Below are 16,925 nucleotides of genomic sequence, written 5' to 3' on the forward strand. Positions count from 1 at the left end.
AATTTTTCCTTTTAATCTTTCGCCTCGGAAACAAGATGGCTGATAAGTTCCTCTAAAGCCTTGGCAGAAATCACTATATTATGAGCAGAAGCTAAATGATACCCATTGACATTCATGCCGTAGACAAAGCCTTGAACTGCAGTAAGATTTCGCAAACTTAATCTTAAATTCTTATTTTTTTCCGCATGATCTAGGTGATCAATAAATAATACGCTACGACATTCTACTCCACAATCCTGCAAAAACTTCAACGCAATTTGAGTTTTAGGATGGGGAAACGACTCTATAAATGCCGTATCATCCACAACTGTTAATTTATTTCCTTGAATTTTTTGCGCTAACAGTAATCGCACTGCTGCTCTTCTTTCTTTACGATTGATACGTACATGTTGATCAAACTTTGGCTTAGGCCCAAAAACAATTCCTCCCCCTCGAAATTGAGGAGAAGCTAAACATCCTTGACGAGCATTTCCTGTTCCCTTTTGTTTAAAAGGCTTTTTTGTGGAGTGGCTGACTTCTGAACGATTTCGGGTACATGCAGACCACTGTCTGTTATTTGCACGAATAGCAACAAGATAGTCTTTAATTAACTGAAGTCCATTACCTTTTTGAGCAAAAAAACTCTCGGCTACTTCTATTTTGCTTACTTCATTTCCCAAAAAATCAACTTTCGACAACACAACCATTAGGACCTCTTCTACATTCCCTATCCTTCACCATTTCTAAGCTCTGGAAGAATGTTTTACTATAACAACAGAACCTCTAGAACCGGGAATAGCGCCTTTAATGAGTAAAAATTTTTTTTCTAAATCCACTTGAATGACTTTTAAATTGGTCACAGTTACATTTTTATCTCCCATGTGGCTAGGCCGTTTACTTCCTGGGAAGCAACGTCCAGGAGTTGAGCGCATTCCTATAGAACCCGCATGACGATGAAACCCTGAGCCATGGCTTCCAGGACCTCCACGAAATCCAAATTTTTTCATTACTCCTTGAAATCCTTTTCCTTTTGATACACCGCTAACATCTACAGCAAGGGCTTCTACAAATATCTCCAAACCAAAAGCATCACCTAAAGCTATACCATCCACAATTTCTTCAGAAGCACGGACTTCTTTAAGAAAACGAAAAACTCGGCCATCTACTTTTCGTAGATGCCCGAGTTTAGGCTTACTGAAACGTTTTGCCACTGTTTTCGCGGGTAAGTGAACCTCTTCGGCGCCCATCTGCAACGAGAAATACCCGTCGGTCTCTTTGGTTTTTATTTGAGTAACCACGTTGGGCTCAACGCGCACGACTGAGCAGGCAACTACATTCCCTTCTTTATCAAAGATGTGAATCATGCCTTCTTTTTTCCCCATCAAGCTAATATGAGAGTGCATAAACTTTTACCCATTAATAACAACGACTTGCCTATATCTTAAAACAGTCAGGCAGTTTTAGTTAGTATTTTACTTGCAGAATTCCCTAAAAAGAAAAGGAACCTTTTCCTTAAGAAATAAAGGGAGAGGTTATCAAAGGGAGAAGATTTTTACAATAAGAAAAAAGCAATCTAAGCACTAAGAGTACGAAAATAAAAGATGCTTGAAAACTTTTACTTTTAATAAAAATAAACTTACTTTTAAAGGATTTTTTCAAAGTAAGTTTGAAACCAAAAGAGTAAAAACTTTATAAACTACTTAGGTTTTACCTCTAGACTAGTCCAGATGCTATACGTTCCCACAGCTGAGGATGCGGCTATTAGACACCCAGTAATGGCAAGATTACAGCCAGATGTGAGAGGCATAGGGATAAGTTTGAGTCCATCGCAAATTAATTCAAGACCTTTTTCTACTATAGAAAGAATACTTTTTTTCATAATAGCTACGTGTTCTCTTCTTAAACTTCGTATGGCATCGCACTGCAGTTCAGGCATGAGTAGAGCACAATACCCTGTTTGCTGCTTACCAGAGTCAAACTGGAACATTTCCACAGGAACAGGGGAATTAATAGACGCTATGGCACGTTTATAAGCACTCATTTCCAAGACTAATCCCATAACATTCCCTAAAATTACTGTAGCGTGGTTAATAGTCATTAAACCTACGACTGCTGTAATAAAGTTTGCTTTCACTTCAGGGGGCAAAAAGGGTTCTACTGTTAGGTTATTTACAAACATCGTAGGACGTAAGACACCAAAAGTTAAACTATAAGTCAGGGAACTTAAAGCAAAACATGCGTCTTTAGCAGCCAGCAAAGCATAATCACCTCTTTGCAATCTAAATTGATTGTACTTGGTAGGAAAATAATCAGGAGTGAACTTTGGATTTGTTGCGTATACTTCACGTGCGTGTTGATAACAACTTTTTGTGGCAAGAACACATGAGGGTAAAGCTCCACTGAACACGTTGGGTAAAGCTACTACTTCGCGGGCTATTTTTAGCGTCTTCGAAATTTTATTGGCTACTATAAGCGCCTCACCGTGACATTGAGTTTCTTGAAGAATTCCGCTAGTACATTCCGCGATCGCTCGGGTACATTTAATAACTTTATCGCTTGCCTTTGATAAAGTGATAAATCGCGCGAGTTTATTTTGTGGATTTAAAAAAAAAGCTTTAAAACAATTGGTTTTAGATACTTGCTGCGTTTGTTGCTGGGCTAAGTACAGCATTTTTGAAGAACACCCTGCCAATCTAATTGCGTTTATCGCCATTCTCACCTCCTTAAAAGGATTTAAAAAAGCAGAAATTAATGATAACACAAAACGGCTTAATTGAGTTCAATATTAATAAAAAGTAGCTTATGATGTTAATGATTATGCAAAGAAAAAACTATTTTAATTTTTTCTTCTGGATAGCCATTTAAAAAGATTTTTATATCCATAACACTTTTGCCTTCGATTTGTACTTGATGCAAATACATGGCTCCTTCGAAACAAGCAATTAACAAGTTCTGTTTATTTGTTACGAGAAGAGTGCCTGACTGTCCGTAACTTCCTTTTTCTGCTGCCAGGGTAGCTTTACGAATGATCAAGCGTTTTGGAGATGTGTTTAGAAAAGAAAAGAGCGTCCATGCTCCGGGAATTGGCGTAACCCCGCGTATATGAGCATACACTTTTTTAGCAGGCTGATTCCAAAAAATTTGGCCTTCTTCTTTAGATAGCTTAGGAGCCACCGTCGCTAAAGTGGAATCCTGTGGTATAGGCTGTAACGTATTTTTTTCAATCTGCTGTAAAGTTTTTATGAGAACATCCGGCCCTTGTTCAGCAAGACCCAAGGCAAGCTCTCCGGCTGTCATGTCTGGACCTATGGGTAGGTAGGTAGTGTTGACTATATCTCCTGTATCCATACCGGCGTCCATATGAATCACGGTATTCCCTGATTCTGTAGCGCCATCGATAATGCACCGCTGTATGGGAGCGGCTCCACGATAAGCTGGAAGAAGTCCTGCATGTAGGTTATAACATCCATAACGTGGAATATCAAGCACGGTTTGGCAAAGAATGGCACCATAGGCAACAACAAGAAATACATCCGCGTTCCAAAGGCGAAGCTGTTGCATAAATTCGGGATCAGAAGCTTTATTAGGTTGGAGAAGGGGCAGTTTATGTTGTAACGCCAGCATTTTTACAGGAGAGGGAATGAGTTGGGATGATCTTTTTTGAGGTTTATCTGCTCGAGAAACAACACCAACAATGTGCACATCCTGTGCAAGCAAACCCTCTAAAACAGTAGCAGCAAATTGGGGTGTGCCAAAGTATACAACTTTAAGACTCAATTAAAGCGCTCTCTTTTTCTAAATTTTCATCTTGCAAAGCTTGTTTATCTACGCCACGTTCTATTCCACGTTTGCTAGGATCTTGGCAAAAATTAATTAAATACTTTACTTCAGGAATATGACCATATTCCTCTTTAGCTTCGGCTAAAGATTCAAAAAAACAACTTTCTGTACGATAAACTTTTTTAAAAGCTTTGATAAGTGCTAATCGGGTAGCGAAGGGAACTTGTCGTCTTTGTAAGCCAATTTTATTAATCCCAGCAAGTAGGTAAGGATTGCCGCTCCCTATAGTGTAGGGGGGGATATCCCTCCGGATACCACTCAAGGCCCCTACCATGGCATGAGCTCCAATACGAACAAACTGATGTACTCCAACCATACCACCGAGAATAGCATAATCTCCAACTTGAACATGCCCTGCAAGTTGTGCGTGGTTACTTAAAACTACGTGATGGCCAAGAGTACAATTATGAGCAACATGTGCCCAGGGCATAATTAAACAATTATTCCCTATGGAAACTGTAGTTCCTTCGAATGTAGAAGAAGTAATGATTACAAATTCTCGAATTTCACAATTCTCACCAATAGAAACATACGTTTTTTCTCCACGATATTTTAAATCCTGGGGTTTATTTCCAATCATAGCAGATGGCCATATTGTCGTCCCCTGACCTATTGTGGTGTATCCATCAATATAGGCATAGGACTTCACAATAACATTATCACATAGGGTTACCGTAGACTTGACAACAACATAGGGTTCAATAACAACATTCTTTCCAATTTTTGCTCCGGATTCAATAATTGCAGTTGGGTGAATGTCCGTCATATCTTTCCGTTATTATATCGATTCCCTATCTACCAGAGCAAAACTTAACTCAGCTTCGGCGACTAATTGAGAGTCTACGTATGCTTGTGCTGATGCCTTGCCTCCTTTTGTTGATACTAAAGAAAACCCAGCGTGTAGAGTCAACACATCTCCTGGTTTAACAGCTTGACGAAATTTAGCTTTTTGGATGCCCAAAAATAAAGCTACCCACTTATTTTTATTATTTTCCAAAACCAACCCCAACAATACTCCTGCTGCTTGTGCTAAAGACTCTAATATTAGAACTCCGGGCATAATAGGCGCATTAGGGAAATGTCCCATAAAAAAATGCTCATTTATCGTTACATTTTTTTGAGCTACAATGGTGTGGTTTTCAATATCATAAGATAAAATCTTATCAACCAGTAAAAAAGGGTACCGATGTGGAAGCAAATCCAATAATTCACGTAATTTTACTACAGGAGGCTCGTTCATTGGTTGTCTCATCTTACAAATACAATACTTCTAAAATCTTTTTTCCCAAGGCTATATTGGAAGCGTGTCCAGAACCTACGGCAAGCACGTGAGCAACAAAAGGCTGTCCCACTAAAGAAAGGTCTCCTATCAAATCCAAGATTTTATGCCTAACAGGTTCATCAGAAAACCGCAATTGACCTCGACTAATGATGCCATCATCTTTAAACACCACAGCATTTTCAAGGCATCCACCACCAATCAATCCTTTATTCATCAACCAGCATAATTCATTGTATAAAGCAAATGTTCTACAAGGAGCTATTTCTTTACGAAAAGACTCTTCCGTAATTATGAGGGAACGGTATTGAGTGCCAATTGTAGGACTTTGTGGATAATGTAATGTATAGGAAATTTTCAGTTTATCAAAAGGAAAGGCTGCAAGAAAAATATCCTGAGCTTGATAATATACAGGGCACGATAGTCTAGCAATGGAAACTTGCTCTTTTTGTTCACAAATTCCAGCTTCATCAATTAAATCCATAAATATATTAGAACTGCCGTCCCCTATAGGGATTTCTTCTTCGCTGCACTGGATAATAGCGTTATCTATATTACTAGAACGCAGGGCGGCTAAAAGATGCTCTACAGTGGCAACAATCACCGGGCCTTCTGATAATGTTGTGCTACGCCCTGTGTCATAGACATGAGAGAGCAATGCGGGAACATCTTGTTGCTTGCCTGAGACATCAAAGCGCCGAAAAATAATTCCTGTATTTGCCTGAGCAGGCTGTAGAGTAAGACTAGCTGACTTTCCAAAGTGAATCCCTACTCCAGAATAGCAAACTTCGCGTTTTAACGTTCTTTGAGTGCGTCTTAACATGCAAAAACCTGACAAAGAGTCCTTGTATATTATCCATTTTCTTTTTTAGCAAGCAAGCGATATCCTAGGTAGCCTAATGCAGATAATGCCATGAAAACCATAGGAAAATCTCCACAGAAAGCATATAAAGTTTTGTAACGAAATAAAGGAATAGAGACTTGTAAAACTTCTGCAGAAGCTTTTGTTGAACGCGTTTCATAAGGAAGCACATTGAGTACTCTACCTAGGGCATCTGCAGCTACTGTAACCCCTGTCTGGCAGGCGCGCACGCAGGGTAGACCAAGCTCTTGATTCCTTAGAATACCGTGATAAAAATGTACTAGCGGTAATCGAGAGTGAGGGTACCAAGCGTCATTTGTTAAGTTGACGAGTAGTTCCGCTCCTTGTTGTTTATAGGTACGCAAAAGGTGTCCAAAGGTCTCTTCGTAACAGATAGAAACTCCAATAGCTGGTAGCCCTGTTAAGTGAATCACGCCAGGACGTGTTCCTGGGAGACGTTGATAGGGTAGAGCATATGCAGGAAAAAATTTTTTACATATAAAGAGGCCGAATTTTCCTCCAGGGATGTACTCTCCTCCTGGGACAAGAACACGTTTATCATAGCCTACCCCAGTACCTTGGTGAGATATGAGTTCAGCGGCATTATACAGGTGTAATGAATTATTGATATTTTCCCAGCGTTCAAGACCGATAAGTATAAAACAATTAAAATACTTTGCTAGAATTTGTAGCCAGTCGATATTTGCCAAAGGTCCTTTATTCCGAGGAAATTCAGCAAAGGGTACGAGTAAGGGGAGGCAATCTTCATAAGGGTAGATTTTTTTATCCACGCCGAAAGGGACGGCGACTTCGGGGAAAACGAGTAGGTCTATAGGTTTTTCTATGGTTGCGATGAGTTTCACAAACTGCGCCCATACCCATGTTGGGCTTTCATAGTTTAATTCTCCCGGAGGTCTTGCTGGCTGTAGAACAGCAACGTTCATCCTATTTTTCTCAAGGTTAAGGATTTTTTTCAAATATTCATAATGCACGCCTCCTAGACTGTAAGGTAAAAGAAGGAAAGTAAGCCAAAGGGTTCTTGCCTGTCTTTTCTTTAATAACATCATATAGAAACTGATATTTGTTGCTATGACAGCAAAGCTTTGCCCTGCCCAGCCAAAAAAACCCCCAAATTGTCGTCCATAAGCACACGCAGTCATAGGCCAACCTAAATAATCTAAGGACATTCCTGAGCATAGGCCATAGAATCTTACCATTTCTATAGCAACCCAGACTCCAGGGAAGGACCAAAGAAGCTGATAACGTTGTTGACGTACAGTAACTATCAACATATAGGAAAAACTAGCAAATAGGAGTGCCAATCCCCCAATCAATACAAGCCATACTGCGTAAATAAACTTCCCTACATAGAGATCAGAGAGCATCCAAGAAAAATGTACAGCTTCTATTGTAACAGACCAAAAAAATAGAAGAGTAAATGTAGTTTTTGCAGATAAAGAGGTGTCTTTTAAAGATTCTAAGCTATACCAAAGCAATCCGTAACCACACGTAGCACCTGCTAAGGAGAAAAAGCAGCTCATATCTGGTTGAGCAAAAGCTATAAGTACCCAGGAAGCAGAAAAGCTGAAGATTCTGAGCACCAAATCTCCTTATTTATTTATGTTCAATCGAGTCTGACGCCGTTGATTTGCTTCATTAAACCGACGTTTTTCTTCAGAAGTTTCTGGGACAATTTGGTGAACAGGAACGGGTTGATTCTGTATGTTAACAGAAACAAAGGTAAAGTATGCGGAAGTAATATGTCGTTGTTCTTGTTTGTATATATTTTCTGCCCATATTTTCGCTCCTACTTCTAATGAAGTGCGCCATGTTCTATTAACAGCAGCTTTACAAATCAAGTTTTCTCCCATATAGGCGGGAGCATAAAAACAGAGGGCATCGACACATGCTGTAACACACATAGATTCCGCATGCCGTTCAGCTACAACCGCTGCCAACCGGTCGAGTAGACTCATTAATAATCCTCCAAAGACAATGTTGTTTGGATTAAGATCATTGGGGAAAATTTTATATACGTGTCCTTCAATGTGACTACAGGATACGGGCTTTTTCTTAAGCATTAAATACTCTCTAGAAAAGCTATTTATTTGATTGTGATAATATCGGGCGATTTAAAGAAAATCAAGAAATTCATGATAATTAAAGACCCAGTCTATAGTATGTGTTCATTATCTTACAAAGGCTATAATTCCATAAAAGGATTATTTACTTGAGCAAAACCCGTTCCTTTTTGACGATGTTTAATTTCATGGCGAATCGAAAAGAGTAGGTCAGTATCAAAATCCATTTTTGATGCCCATTGGAGATAGGCGAGAGGAATCTCTGAAAAGCATCTTCCTTTATGTTTGCCCAAGGGCATATATTTCATCTTTATAGGTTTAGCTAATACTTGTTTCAGTTGCTCTAAAGTACGAAAACGTTTGCATAAGTGTTTGAAAATATTAATATTAATTTCAACATCTTTCATAGCACGATGGTTTCCATCATAAGGAACATTAAAGTGTACAGCAAGGGATTCCAAAGAGTTGTTGGGACTATCACCGTATTCCTTTGCTAATCTTAAAGTATCTATAATAGTGTACTTAGAAAGAAAGGTTTCCCCTATTCTTTCTACTTCTTGGGTTAACACCTGCAAATCAAATCCGACACTGTGGCCGACAATATAGTCACCTTCTCTGAGGAAAGCTTTAATTCTCGGGAAGAGTGCAGACATTTTGGATTGATCTTTCAACATTGCGTTGGAAATGTGGTGTATTCTTTGTGATTCTACAGATACCACGCGTTCTGGATTGATTAAAAATTCCATGGAATCAATCACGGTATCAAAAGTAAAGCGGACTGCAGCAATTTCAATAATACGATCTTTCTTTACATCTAGCCCGGTCATTTCACAATCCAAGCAAACAAAAATCGTATCTTTCAATAAAGTCATGTTTTCTTTTTATTTCCTCAACATTTTTGATAATAACATGGGAGAGCCCTCTATGGATATATCTCTTTGGAATTCCGTGCATATTGTAATATAGACAGCCAACCATTCACGAAATTTAGGAATTTGTATTTCATTTGGCCATTCAATGCACAAGACATCTTCTTCTTCCGTATCGTGAAAAACGTATTCTAGATTGTTGTTTTCGAGTCGGTAAAAATCGTAATGGCACAATCTTCGAGATTCATCACCATAGACATGTAATAGAGAGAACGAGGGGCTAGCGACTTCTTGAGCTGAGGTGTATCCCAAATATCCTAAAGTAACCCCTCGTATGAATTCTGTTTTCCCACTTCCATAATCGCCAAATACAAGCAATACAGATCCAGGGGAAAGTATTTTCCCTAATTCTGCTCCTAAGGTTATGGTTTCTTGAGAAGAATTACTTACTCTTCTGTATCTACCCATTGACTAATATATACATGAAAGGCGGTATCATCTGCCAAGCTCTCTATGAATTTCGCTATTTTGTCTTCCACTAAAGCATTTTGTAATAGCGCAAGGAAAGAACTTTCCAGTTGAAATTTATTTTGATTTTGCACTTCTTCTAAAGTCATTCGACGCAAGTACCCGGAAATAAAATCTTCTAACAATGGAGGTAAACTATGGAATAATTTTCCTGTAATTGCTGAGGCAAATACGGTTTTTACAATAGGTTCTTTAGGAAGAGCAATATATTCTTTAATTACGTCGGGATCTTCAGAAACAAGAAAACGTTTTACACGCACACCGCTTTGTTTTTCTACATTTTGTGGACATGACGAGAGCCAATCATAAATTGCATCTTGGGGATTGGCATAAACATTATCTGCAAAGACTTTTCCGGTAAATGGGCAGATATAAATACGTTTTGTTTGTTCATTTACTTGAGGTTTTTCTGAACAAATTTGAATTTCTGTTTCTCTCCAGATCTTTTTATCTTCTTCAAGAATACGCACGGCATCTTCTGGAGTTTTAAAAATAATCTTATCCCGGACAAAAACCACGGGACGAAGGCCTAAGGCTTGTTCCAAGTAGAAAAGATAGGTTGCTAACAATTCTGGTTTTTTTTGTTTTCCCAAAAACCGCAAAAGTTTTTGCCTGACTGGTCCAGAAATATCCATGCTCATCCTTTTTCAGCTAATGACTGTAAAATTTACTTGTTTGATGAAGAAATCTACAAATAATTGTAAATGGTAACGCCAATAACAACTTATCTTACTTTACATTAAACCGATCATATTATCAGAGGGGTGAATTATATTGAACATAAAGGTATACTTAGCTCTGTTAGTCAAAAAATTCTCCTTTTTCTTTAAAAAGTTTCTGAATTGTGTTTTTTATTACCTATGTCTACAATTTTGCAAAATGCAGCTATGGCGGAATCGGTAGACGCGCTAGATTCAGGTTCTAGTGAGCCCAAGCTCATGGAAGTTCAAATCTTCTTAGCTGCAAAAACAACATAAAAAGGGAACTTATGGTAAAAATTCTATTAACTGAAAATTTTGATTCTTTCACTGCATCAGGACTTGTTCTTATTGATTTTTTTGCAGAATGGTGCGGTCCTTGTAGGATGTTAACGCCTATACTCGAAAATCTTGCTGCAGAACTTCCCCATGTAGCTATTGGCAAAGTCAATATTGACGAACATCCGAAGCCAGCAGAGCAATATGAAGTTACCTCTATTCCCACATTGATTTTATTCAAAGGGGGTAAAGAAGTAGATCGTGTGGTTGGGTTAAAAGATAAAGAGTTTCTAGTGAAGCTGATTAATAAACATGCTTAAGTTAAGACTGCTGTAAGACAACCTTTATGTTGTCTGACGACTTCGTATAATACCACACCCACAGTTGTAGCTAGATTTAAAGATCTTATGCCAGGTTTCATAGGAACTGTATAACAATGGGTGGGGTATTTTTTTAAAATTTCTTGTGGAAGCCCTTGGGATTCTGATCCAAAAATGTAGGTGCCTTCTAAAGACAACGGGGCATCGGTATAAAGTTGGGTACCTTTTGTAGAAAGACAAAAGAGATTGTCTGAGAGAGTAGAGTTTAAAACTTCTTCTAAAGAGTCCACAACTGTAAGGGATACCTGATCCCAATAATCCATTCCAGCTCTCTTCACAAATTTATTAAGTAAAGAAAAGCCTAGGGGCTTCACTAAAATGAGTTCAGCACCCAGGGCTAAGCAAGTGCGGCCTATGTTGCCAGTATTCTGAGGAATATCAGGGCAATACAGTACAACTCTCATCAAGATGGATTCTCTTCTTGCACAGGAGCTGTAGAAATTTCTTCGTTTGTAGCTTCGATGAGGTTAATTTCAAAAATAAGCAAAGAATTGGGAGGTAACTGTCCTGCAGTGCCATAAGCAAGGTCAGGGTGGATGTAAAGAATGCGGGTCTCTCCTTCTTTCATACCTTGCATACCTAAAGCAAATCCAGGAATTGTTTGGTTAAGAGGCAACAAGATAGGTTCTTTGTTCCCTTCAGAACTACTAAATATTTGGCCATTAATAAAAGTTCCTTTGTAGTGTAGCAAAGCTGTAGGTTTCCCTGTTAAAATTTTCCCAGAACCTTCTTTAACAATTTTGTATTGTAGTTTAGGTTGAACTTCAACAACGCCTTCGTTTTTGCTATTTTCTCGTAAAAACTTCTCAGCGAGTGAGAGATTTTCTTTTGATTTTTTATCAAAGACCAATTTCTGTACTTCAGCCATTTTTTCTTCGTATTCTGTTTCTGTTAAGGGTGCAATTTTGTATGCCAACTCCCCTTGCAATCCTTTTGCCACTTCTGCAATGTCAAAAAGCATATCCTCGGATTTACGTAGTTGTTTTGCCAACAAGTGACCAAAAGTACGTGATAGCTGTTGATTTTCAGAAAGCTCGGCATCGTTGGTTTCATTTTTTTCTTCAACCTGTGGTTTTTTCTCTTGATCTTCAGAGGGCATATCACAAGAAGCAATGGAGAATACGACAACTGCTGTTGTTAAAATTAAATTCCACCGTCTGTTCATCTTTTCTTCTCCTAAGCTTAAGTCCAATCTATTATTGATAAGTATATCAAGAAGTTACCTTAATATTTAGCTCTTTTAATTGGGAAGACATAATTTTAGTGGGGGCATCTGTCATCAGGTCTACAGCCTTTTGAGTTTTAGGGAATGCTATGACTTCTCGAATGCTCTCAGCCTCTGTTAAAACCATTACAATCCGGTCCAATCCCAAAGCAATGCCTAAGTGAGGGGGGGTGCCAAAATTTAAGGCTTCTATAAAAAATCCAAATTTCTCTTTTATAATTTCAGGTTTCATTTTTAGAATAGTAAATATTTTATTTTGCAAATCTGCATTATGAATTCGTTGCGAACCCGAAGCAATTTCATAACCATTTAAAACAAGATCATAACTTGAAGAGCGGACAGCAGAGGGATCGATATCTAATAAAGGAATATCCTCTTCTAAAGGAGCCGTAAATGGGTGATGTTCTGTTTGAAGAATCCCCTCTTCTATAGCAAAAAGAGGAAAATCTGTAATCCAAGCAAAGTTAAATTGCTGGGTATTATATAATCCACGCTCTTTCGCAATCAATCTTCGCAAGTGATCCAAAGCTTGGTTTGCAATTGGCTCAGGAGCAGCTATCAATAATAAGATGTCTTGATCATGAGCATCGAAAGTAGCAAATAGGGCATCAAAAATCGCTTCCGAAGCAAATTTAGCAATGTTTGAAGCAGTATGTCCTTCCTGTTTTTTAATCCATACCAATCCCATAGCGCCATAGCGCTTGACAAATTCCGTATAACCATCTAATTGCTTACGCGAAATATTCGCTCCATTAGGTATGCAAAAACCTTTGATCACACCCCCTTGATTTAATTGATCTAGAAAAATGGAAAAAGATGTATGCCTTGCATGTTCTCGACAATCTTTTAACTTCAAACCAAACCGAAGATCAGGTTTATCCGTGCCATATAGATCTTTAGCTTCTTGATAGGTCATTCTAGGTAAAGGGAGGGAAAGGTGAATTCCTTTCACAGCAAATAAAGTTGCGATCAATTGTTCTATAATAGGAAAGAGGTCTTGAGCATCTCCGAAGCTCATTTCAATATCAATTTGAGTAAATTCAGGTTGGCGATCTGCGCGTAAATCTTCATCTCTAAAACACGAGGCAATTTGAAAATAACGATCTAAACCCCCAACCATCAAAAGTTGTTTAAACAACTGAGGAGATTGAGGTAATGCATAAAAACTTCCGGGATAGATTCTTGAAGGGACGACATAATCCCTAGCACCTTCAGGGGTAGATTTACCTAACACTGGTGTGACGACTTCGGTGAACCCTTGTTGGTCCATGTAATTGCGGCAAGCAAGCATTACTTGATGACGACAAATCAGTCTGTCAAAGATTTCTCCACGACGCATATCCAAATAACGATATTGCAAACGTAATTCCTCATTGACTTGGATATGTTCATCAGAAATTGAAAATGGCACAGTTTGAGCTTTTGATAGCACTTCAAATGTTTTGACTTCTACTTCTATGTCTCCTGTAGCTAAATTTGGATTTTCCATCCCTGCCAACCGAGCACTTACATTTCCTTCAATACAAAGAACCCATTCAGAACGTACTACATCTAGACACTCATGTAACTGGGAGTCCTTATCTTTTCGACAAACAATTTGTGTAATTCCGAAACGATCTCGTAAATCAATAAAAACAACACCTCCATGATTCCGATAACGATGCACCCATCCAGATAATCGGACAGACTGCCCTATCTGATCTCGTGTTAGCTCATTACAACGATGTGTTCTGTATTTCATAAAATAACCTTTGCTCTACCTCTTGTTTCGACCCAGAAAATTCTTGATGTAGAGTCATATTTTTAATAGTCAATTGTTGGGAAACTAGCTCTCGTTTACCAATTAGGCAGATATGCGAAACATCTTCTTCATCCGCTGCTTTTAAAGCAGCTTTTATCTTTTTGTAAGACCAATCGATTTCTGTAGGTATATGGTGATTCCGCAAATTTTGCGCCCAGATAAGACAAAACTTATTTGCTGCTATTTCCATGGGAATGAGACGTAGCTTACAAGGAAATTTCTTGGCAATTTGCCCCTGAGCTAATAAGGTTTGAATCACTCTTTCAAGCCCTACACCAAAACCACATGCAGGCAGGGGCGGACCTCCGAGAGCTGCTATCAACCCATCATAGCGTCCCCCTCCTCCCAGGGCGTAGGAGCGCTCTGAGAAGGTTGTGGTTGCCTCAAATACAACATCAGAGTAGTAATCCAATCCACGAACTAAACGAGAATTAATGTCATGTGGAATACTCAGGAAGTTTAAAGCATCTAAAATTTCATGAAAGTATTGATAATCTGTATCTGAGAGATAGTCTAGAATCGGGGGTGCATTACAAATAATCTCTTGATCTTCGGGTTCTTTTGAATCTAATATTCGTAATATATTTGTTGTAAATCGTTCCTGACTTAAGGCAGATAAATGTTGAAAATGCTTTTTGAAATACGCGTGCAATACTTTATTGTACTGTTGCCTAGTGGTATTTCCACCTAAAAAATTCAAGCTCATTTTGACATGCTTCAGACCTACATGAGTATAGAAGTCCCAAAGTAAAGCAAGAATTTCTACATCGCGCAAGGGATGTTTGATTCCGATCGCTTCTACACCAAATTGATGGTGTTGCCGATATCTTCCAGCTTGCTGACGTTCGTAACGAAACATAGGGAGAAGATAATAAAATTTATTATCTCCCCTTTGGTCTGCTCGATGTTCAATAAATGCACGTACAACAGCTGCGGTACCTTCAGGCCTTAAAGTAAGCGAACGCCCTTTTTTATCTAAAAAAGAGTACATTTCTTTTTTTACAACATCGCTTTCTTCTCCTGCATGTACAAATACTTCTGTTTTTTCAAAAGTAGGAGTGCGAATTTCATAAAAACCATAGAGAGCACAAATTTCATGTACGGTTTTCTCAACACTATGCCAAAGCGATGTGTGTCGCCACATCTGCTTTGAATCTGTAAGATAGGGGAAAATGTCAAAAACCCCTTTTGGTAAAGGTACAGTCACGTGCTAACTTCATTTACTATGCTTTCTCTAAGGAAAGAATATCCAAAACTTAGATAAAGAGCAAAATCAAACCCAGCCTTCATAATGAACAAGACAAGCGGGTGAAACTGGCTCGATAATTTCATATATTGGAAAAACATCCTGAGAAAAAAGCAAGGTGGGTTGTTTAGCAACTTTAAAGACAGTGCGAGAACTGAATTCCTTGCCGACATTCACCCCGATAGGTGATAAAAACAAGCTCAAAAAAATAATTTTAGACCATTCCATCGCATGAGCCCTCCAAAATTGTTCCGTCCTCTCTTGGAGCTAGGACTTTAAAGCAATGTTAATTAAAAACACGCTATTTGATTATTTCGCATTAACTAAAAATAACCAAGAAAAATTCGCAATTAATACAACTTTAGTCCCCCAACAGCAAACCATTCCCCTCTTGTTTTTTTCATCGCTTGTATGTTACAACTGACTTCTTTGTTGCATTTTATCTAAATGAAAAAGATTTTAAATGTGGAATTTTGATAATGAATATTTGGACTAAATTCTTCCAACCTCCCAAGCATATTAAAGAACTCGAAGATCCTGCTCTCATTAAAAAGCAATACAAGTACTGGAGAATTCGCATTTTCTACAGCATGTTCGTTGGGTATATTTTCTATTATTTCACGAGAAAGAGTTTCACCTTTGCCATGCCGACATTGATGACAAACCTGGGATTTGATAAAGCCCAGCTGGGCATTATAGGGAGTACTTTATATATCACGTATGGGATTAGTAAATTTGTTAGTGGTGTCATTTCAGACCAATCTAATCCCAGATATTTTATGGCTTTGGGTTTAATTATTACTGGGGTTACCAACATCTTGTTTGGGATGTCTTCTTCTATTATTTTCTTTGCACTTTGGTGGGGTCTTAATGGATGGTTTCAAGGTTGGGGTTGGCCGCCCTGTGCTCGTCTTTTAACGCACTGGTATGCAAAATCTGAGCGAGGCACATGGTGGAGTGTATGGAGTACTTCGCACAATATTGGTGGAGCGTTAATTCCAATTCTTACTGGTTTTGTAATTGATTACTGTGGATGGCGAGGAGCAATGTTTATCCCTGGCATTCTCTGCATTGGCATGGGATTAATATTAATGAATCGCCTTCGAGATACTCCCCAATCTTTAGGGCTTCCCTCTATAGAAAAATATAAGCGTCATTTCCATCATCATCTTCAACAAAATGCACATACATCCAATGTTCCGGCTAAAAAAGAAGTAGAGCAAGAATTATCAACCCGAGAAATTCTTTTTACACACGTTTTATCTAATAAATGGCTTTGGCTTTTAGCCCTGGCTTCCTTCTTTATTTACATTGTTCGAATGGCTGTGAATGACTGGAGTGCTCTTTTTCTGATAGAAACAAAACGTTATGCTGCTGTGACTGCAAATTTTTGTGTTTCGTTATTTGAAATTGGAGGTTTGTTTGGTATGTTACTGGCAGGTTGGCTATCTGACAAAATATCCAAAGGCAATCGCGGTCCTATGAATGTAGTATTTTCTTTAGGATTGTTGTTTGCAATTGTAGGTATGTGGTATGGCCGTTCACATATTGCATGGTGGTTAGACGGCACCTTACTTTTCATCATTGGCTTTTTCTTATTTGGGCCGCAAATGATGATTGGGCTTGCTGCTGCAGAGCTTTCACATAAAAAAGCTGCGGGAACTGCAAGTGGTTTTACAGGTTGGTTTGCTTATTTTGGAGCAGCATTTGCAGGATATCCTTTAGGGAAAATTGCTCAAGACTGGGGGTGGCAAGGCTTTTTCGTAGCTCTATTGTCTTGTGCATTCATAGCTCTAATTCTCTTTCTACCTACATGGAGTGCTACAGACAAAAATCTGAGCAATAAAACTTAGGGATC

Annotated in this window: 18 protein-coding genes and 1 tRNA gene; 3 read left to right on the forward strand and 16 right to left on the reverse strand. The window is 38.6% G+C overall.

Going from position 1 to position 16,925, the window contains the following annotated elements:
* Positions 1-11 precede the first annotated feature (11 nt).
* From rplD to Cs308_RS01315, 12 genes are all read right to left on the reverse strand, one after another.
* Positions 12-686 (reverse strand): 50S ribosomal protein L4, encoded by a 675-nt coding sequence (gene rplD / locus Cs308_RS01260; protein ID WP_066481637.1) that lies wholly within the window; start codon positions 684-686, stop codon positions 12-14.
* Between the two features lie 36 nt (positions 687-722).
* Positions 723-1,382: a 50S ribosomal protein L3 gene (gene rplC, locus Cs308_RS01265; protein ID WP_066481643.1), complete on the reverse strand. Its 660-nt coding sequence runs from the start codon at positions 1,380-1,382 to the stop codon at positions 723-725.
* A gap of 293 nt (positions 1,383-1,675) precedes the next feature.
* Entirely contained in the window at positions 1,676-2,692 is a 1,017-nt protein-coding gene (locus Cs308_RS01270) for a hypothetical protein (protein WP_066481648.1), read from the reverse strand.
* A gap of 95 nt (positions 2,693-2,787) precedes the next feature.
* On the reverse strand, positions 2,788-3,756 hold the full coding sequence (fmt, locus tag Cs308_RS01275) for a methionyl-tRNA formyltransferase (RefSeq protein WP_066481651.1): 969 nt from the start codon (positions 3,754-3,756) through the stop codon (positions 2,788-2,790).
* Positions 3,746-4,585, reverse strand: coding sequence for an acyl-ACP--UDP-N-acetylglucosamine O-acyltransferase (gene lpxA, locus Cs308_RS01280; protein ID WP_066481653.1), 840 nt, complete (start codon positions 4,583-4,585; stop codon positions 3,746-3,748). The genes fmt and lpxA overlap by 11 nt, the downstream gene beginning before the upstream one ends.
* Before the next feature lie 12 nt (positions 4,586-4,597).
* Positions 4,598-5,059 carry a 3-hydroxyacyl-ACP dehydratase FabZ gene (gene fabZ, locus Cs308_RS01285; protein WP_066483342.1) on the reverse strand — a complete coding sequence of 154 codons (462 nt, stop codon included), beginning with the start codon at positions 5,057-5,059 and terminating at the stop codon, positions 4,598-4,600.
* Between the two features lie 13 nt (positions 5,060-5,072).
* Complete coding sequence (gene lpxC, locus Cs308_RS01290) at positions 5,073-5,921, reverse strand: UDP-3-O-acyl-N-acetylglucosamine deacetylase (RefSeq protein WP_066481656.1); 849 nt, start codon at positions 5,919-5,921, stop codon at positions 5,073-5,075.
* 29 nt (positions 5,922-5,950) lie between these two features.
* On the reverse strand, positions 5,951-7,561 hold the full coding sequence (gene lnt, locus Cs308_RS01295) for an apolipoprotein N-acyltransferase (RefSeq protein ID WP_066481660.1): 1,611 nt from the start codon (positions 7,559-7,561) through the stop codon (positions 5,951-5,953).
* Positions 7,562-7,570: 9 nt separating this feature from the next.
* Complete coding sequence (locus Cs308_RS01300) at positions 7,571-8,041, reverse strand: acyl-CoA thioesterase (protein ID WP_066481662.1); 471 nt, start codon at positions 8,039-8,041, stop codon at positions 7,571-7,573.
* 122 nt (positions 8,042-8,163) lie between these two features.
* Positions 8,164-8,913, reverse strand: a complete 750-nt coding sequence (locus Cs308_RS01305; RefSeq protein ID WP_066481664.1) for a putative quorum-sensing-regulated virulence factor — start codon at positions 8,911-8,913, stop codon at positions 8,164-8,166.
* Between the two features lie 9 nt (positions 8,914-8,922).
* Positions 8,923-9,378, reverse strand: a complete 456-nt coding sequence (tsaE, locus tag Cs308_RS01310; RefSeq protein ID WP_066481666.1) for a tRNA (adenosine(37)-N6)-threonylcarbamoyltransferase complex ATPase subunit type 1 TsaE — start codon at positions 9,376-9,378, stop codon at positions 8,923-8,925.
* Positions 9,357-10,073: a DUF2709 domain-containing protein gene (locus tag Cs308_RS01315; RefSeq protein ID WP_066481675.1), complete on the reverse strand. Its 717-nt coding sequence runs from the start codon at positions 10,071-10,073 to the stop codon at positions 9,357-9,359. The genes tsaE and Cs308_RS01315 overlap by 22 nt, the downstream gene beginning before the upstream one ends.
* A gap of 246 nt (positions 10,074-10,319) precedes the next feature.
* Between Cs308_RS01315 and Cs308_RS01320 the strand changes: the two genes are divergently transcribed.
* Positions 10,320-10,403, forward strand: a tRNA-Leu gene (locus Cs308_RS01320).
* Positions 10,404-10,426: 23 nt separating this feature from the next.
* Positions 10,427-10,735, forward strand: a complete 309-nt coding sequence (gene trxA, locus Cs308_RS01325; protein WP_066483343.1) for a thioredoxin — start codon at positions 10,427-10,429, stop codon at positions 10,733-10,735.
* On the opposite strand, the gene Cs308_RS01330 is transcribed toward trxA, so the two are convergent.
* Genes Cs308_RS01330 through hisS form a run of 4 tightly spaced genes read right to left on the reverse strand, consistent with a single transcriptional unit; the run spans position 10,732 to position 15,028 of the window.
* Entirely contained in the window at positions 10,732-11,199 is a 468-nt protein-coding gene (locus Cs308_RS01330; RefSeq protein ID WP_066481687.1) for a tRNA (cytidine(34)-2'-O)-methyltransferase, read from the reverse strand. The genes trxA and Cs308_RS01330 overlap by 4 nt on opposite strands.
* Positions 11,199-11,960 (reverse strand): FKBP-type peptidyl-prolyl cis-trans isomerase, encoded by a 762-nt coding sequence (locus tag Cs308_RS01335; RefSeq protein ID WP_066481690.1) that lies wholly within the window; start codon positions 11,958-11,960, stop codon positions 11,199-11,201. Before Cs308_RS01335 ends, Cs308_RS01330 begins: the two co-directional genes overlap by 1 nt.
* A 46-nt stretch (positions 11,961-12,006) precedes the next feature.
* Entirely contained in the window at positions 12,007-13,761 is a 1,755-nt protein-coding gene (aspS, locus tag Cs308_RS01340) for an aspartate--tRNA ligase (protein WP_066481693.1), read from the reverse strand.
* A complete protein-coding gene (hisS, locus tag Cs308_RS01345) occupies positions 13,736-15,028 on the reverse strand; it encodes a histidine--tRNA ligase (protein ID WP_066481696.1) in 1,293 nt (430 codons plus the stop codon). Before hisS ends, aspS begins: the two co-directional genes overlap by 26 nt.
* 518 nt (positions 15,029-15,546) lie before the next feature.
* Here hisS and pgtP point away from each other — a divergent pair.
* Positions 15,547-16,920 (forward strand): MFS transporter, encoded by a 1,374-nt coding sequence (gene pgtP / locus Cs308_RS01355; RefSeq protein ID WP_066481701.1) that lies wholly within the window; start codon positions 15,547-15,549, stop codon positions 16,918-16,920.
* Positions 16,921-16,925: the final 5 nt, after the last annotated feature.

The organism is Candidatus Chlamydia sanziniae, from assembly GCF_001653975.1.
Taxonomy (GTDB): Bacteria; Chlamydiota; Chlamydiia; order Chlamydiales; family Chlamydiaceae; genus Chlamydia; species Chlamydia sanziniae.

Bases quoted from the DNA above. Each gene is read 5' to 3' on its own strand.
- trxA (WP_066483343.1), top strand. From the start codon at position 10,427: ATGGTAAAAATTCTATTAACTGAAAATTTTGATTCTTTCACTGCATCA.
- lpxA (WP_066481653.1), bottom strand. From the start codon at position 4,585: ATGACGGACATTCACCCAACTGCAATTATTGAATCCGGAGCAAAAATT.
- fabZ (WP_066483342.1), bottom strand. From the start codon at position 5,059: ATGAACGAGCCTCCTGTAGTAAAATTACGTGAATTATTGGATTTGCTT.
- rplC (WP_066481643.1), bottom strand. From the start codon at position 1,382: ATGCACTCTCATATTAGCTTGATGGGGAAAAAAGAAGGCATGATTCAC.
- rplD (WP_066481637.1), bottom strand. From the start codon at position 686: ATGGTTGTGTTGTCGAAAGTTGATTTTTTGGGAAATGAAGTAAGCAAA.
- Cs308_RS01300 (WP_066481662.1), bottom strand. From the start codon at position 8,041: ATGCTTAAGAAAAAGCCCGTATCCTGTAGTCACATTGAAGGACACGTA.
- Cs308_RS01315 (WP_066481675.1), bottom strand. From the start codon at position 10,073: ATGGATATTTCTGGACCAGTCAGGCAAAAACTTTTGCGGTTTTTGGGA.
- Cs308_RS01330 (WP_066481687.1), bottom strand. From the start codon at position 11,199: ATGAGAGTTGTACTGTATTGCCCTGATATTCCTCAGAATACTGGCAAC.
- aspS (WP_066481693.1), bottom strand. From the start codon at position 13,761: ATGAAATACAGAACACATCGTTGTAATGAGCTAACACGAGATCAGATA.
- Cs308_RS01270 (WP_066481648.1), bottom strand. From the start codon at position 2,692: ATGGCGATAAACGCAATTAGATTGGCAGGGTGTTCTTCAAAAATGCTG.
- lpxC (WP_066481656.1), bottom strand. From the start codon at position 5,921: ATGTTAAGACGCACTCAAAGAACGTTAAAACGCGAAGTTTGCTATTCT.
- Cs308_RS01305 (WP_066481664.1), bottom strand. From the start codon at position 8,913: ATGACTTTATTGAAAGATACGATTTTTGTTTGCTTGGATTGTGAAATG.
- tsaE (WP_066481666.1), bottom strand. From the start codon at position 9,378: ATGGGTAGATACAGAAGAGTAAGTAATTCTTCTCAAGAAACCATAACC.
- Cs308_RS01335 (WP_066481690.1), bottom strand. From the start codon at position 11,960: ATGAACAGACGGTGGAATTTAATTTTAACAACAGCAGTTGTCGTATTC.
- pgtP (WP_066481701.1), top strand. From the start codon at position 15,547: ATGAATATTTGGACTAAATTCTTCCAACCTCCCAAGCATATTAAAGAA.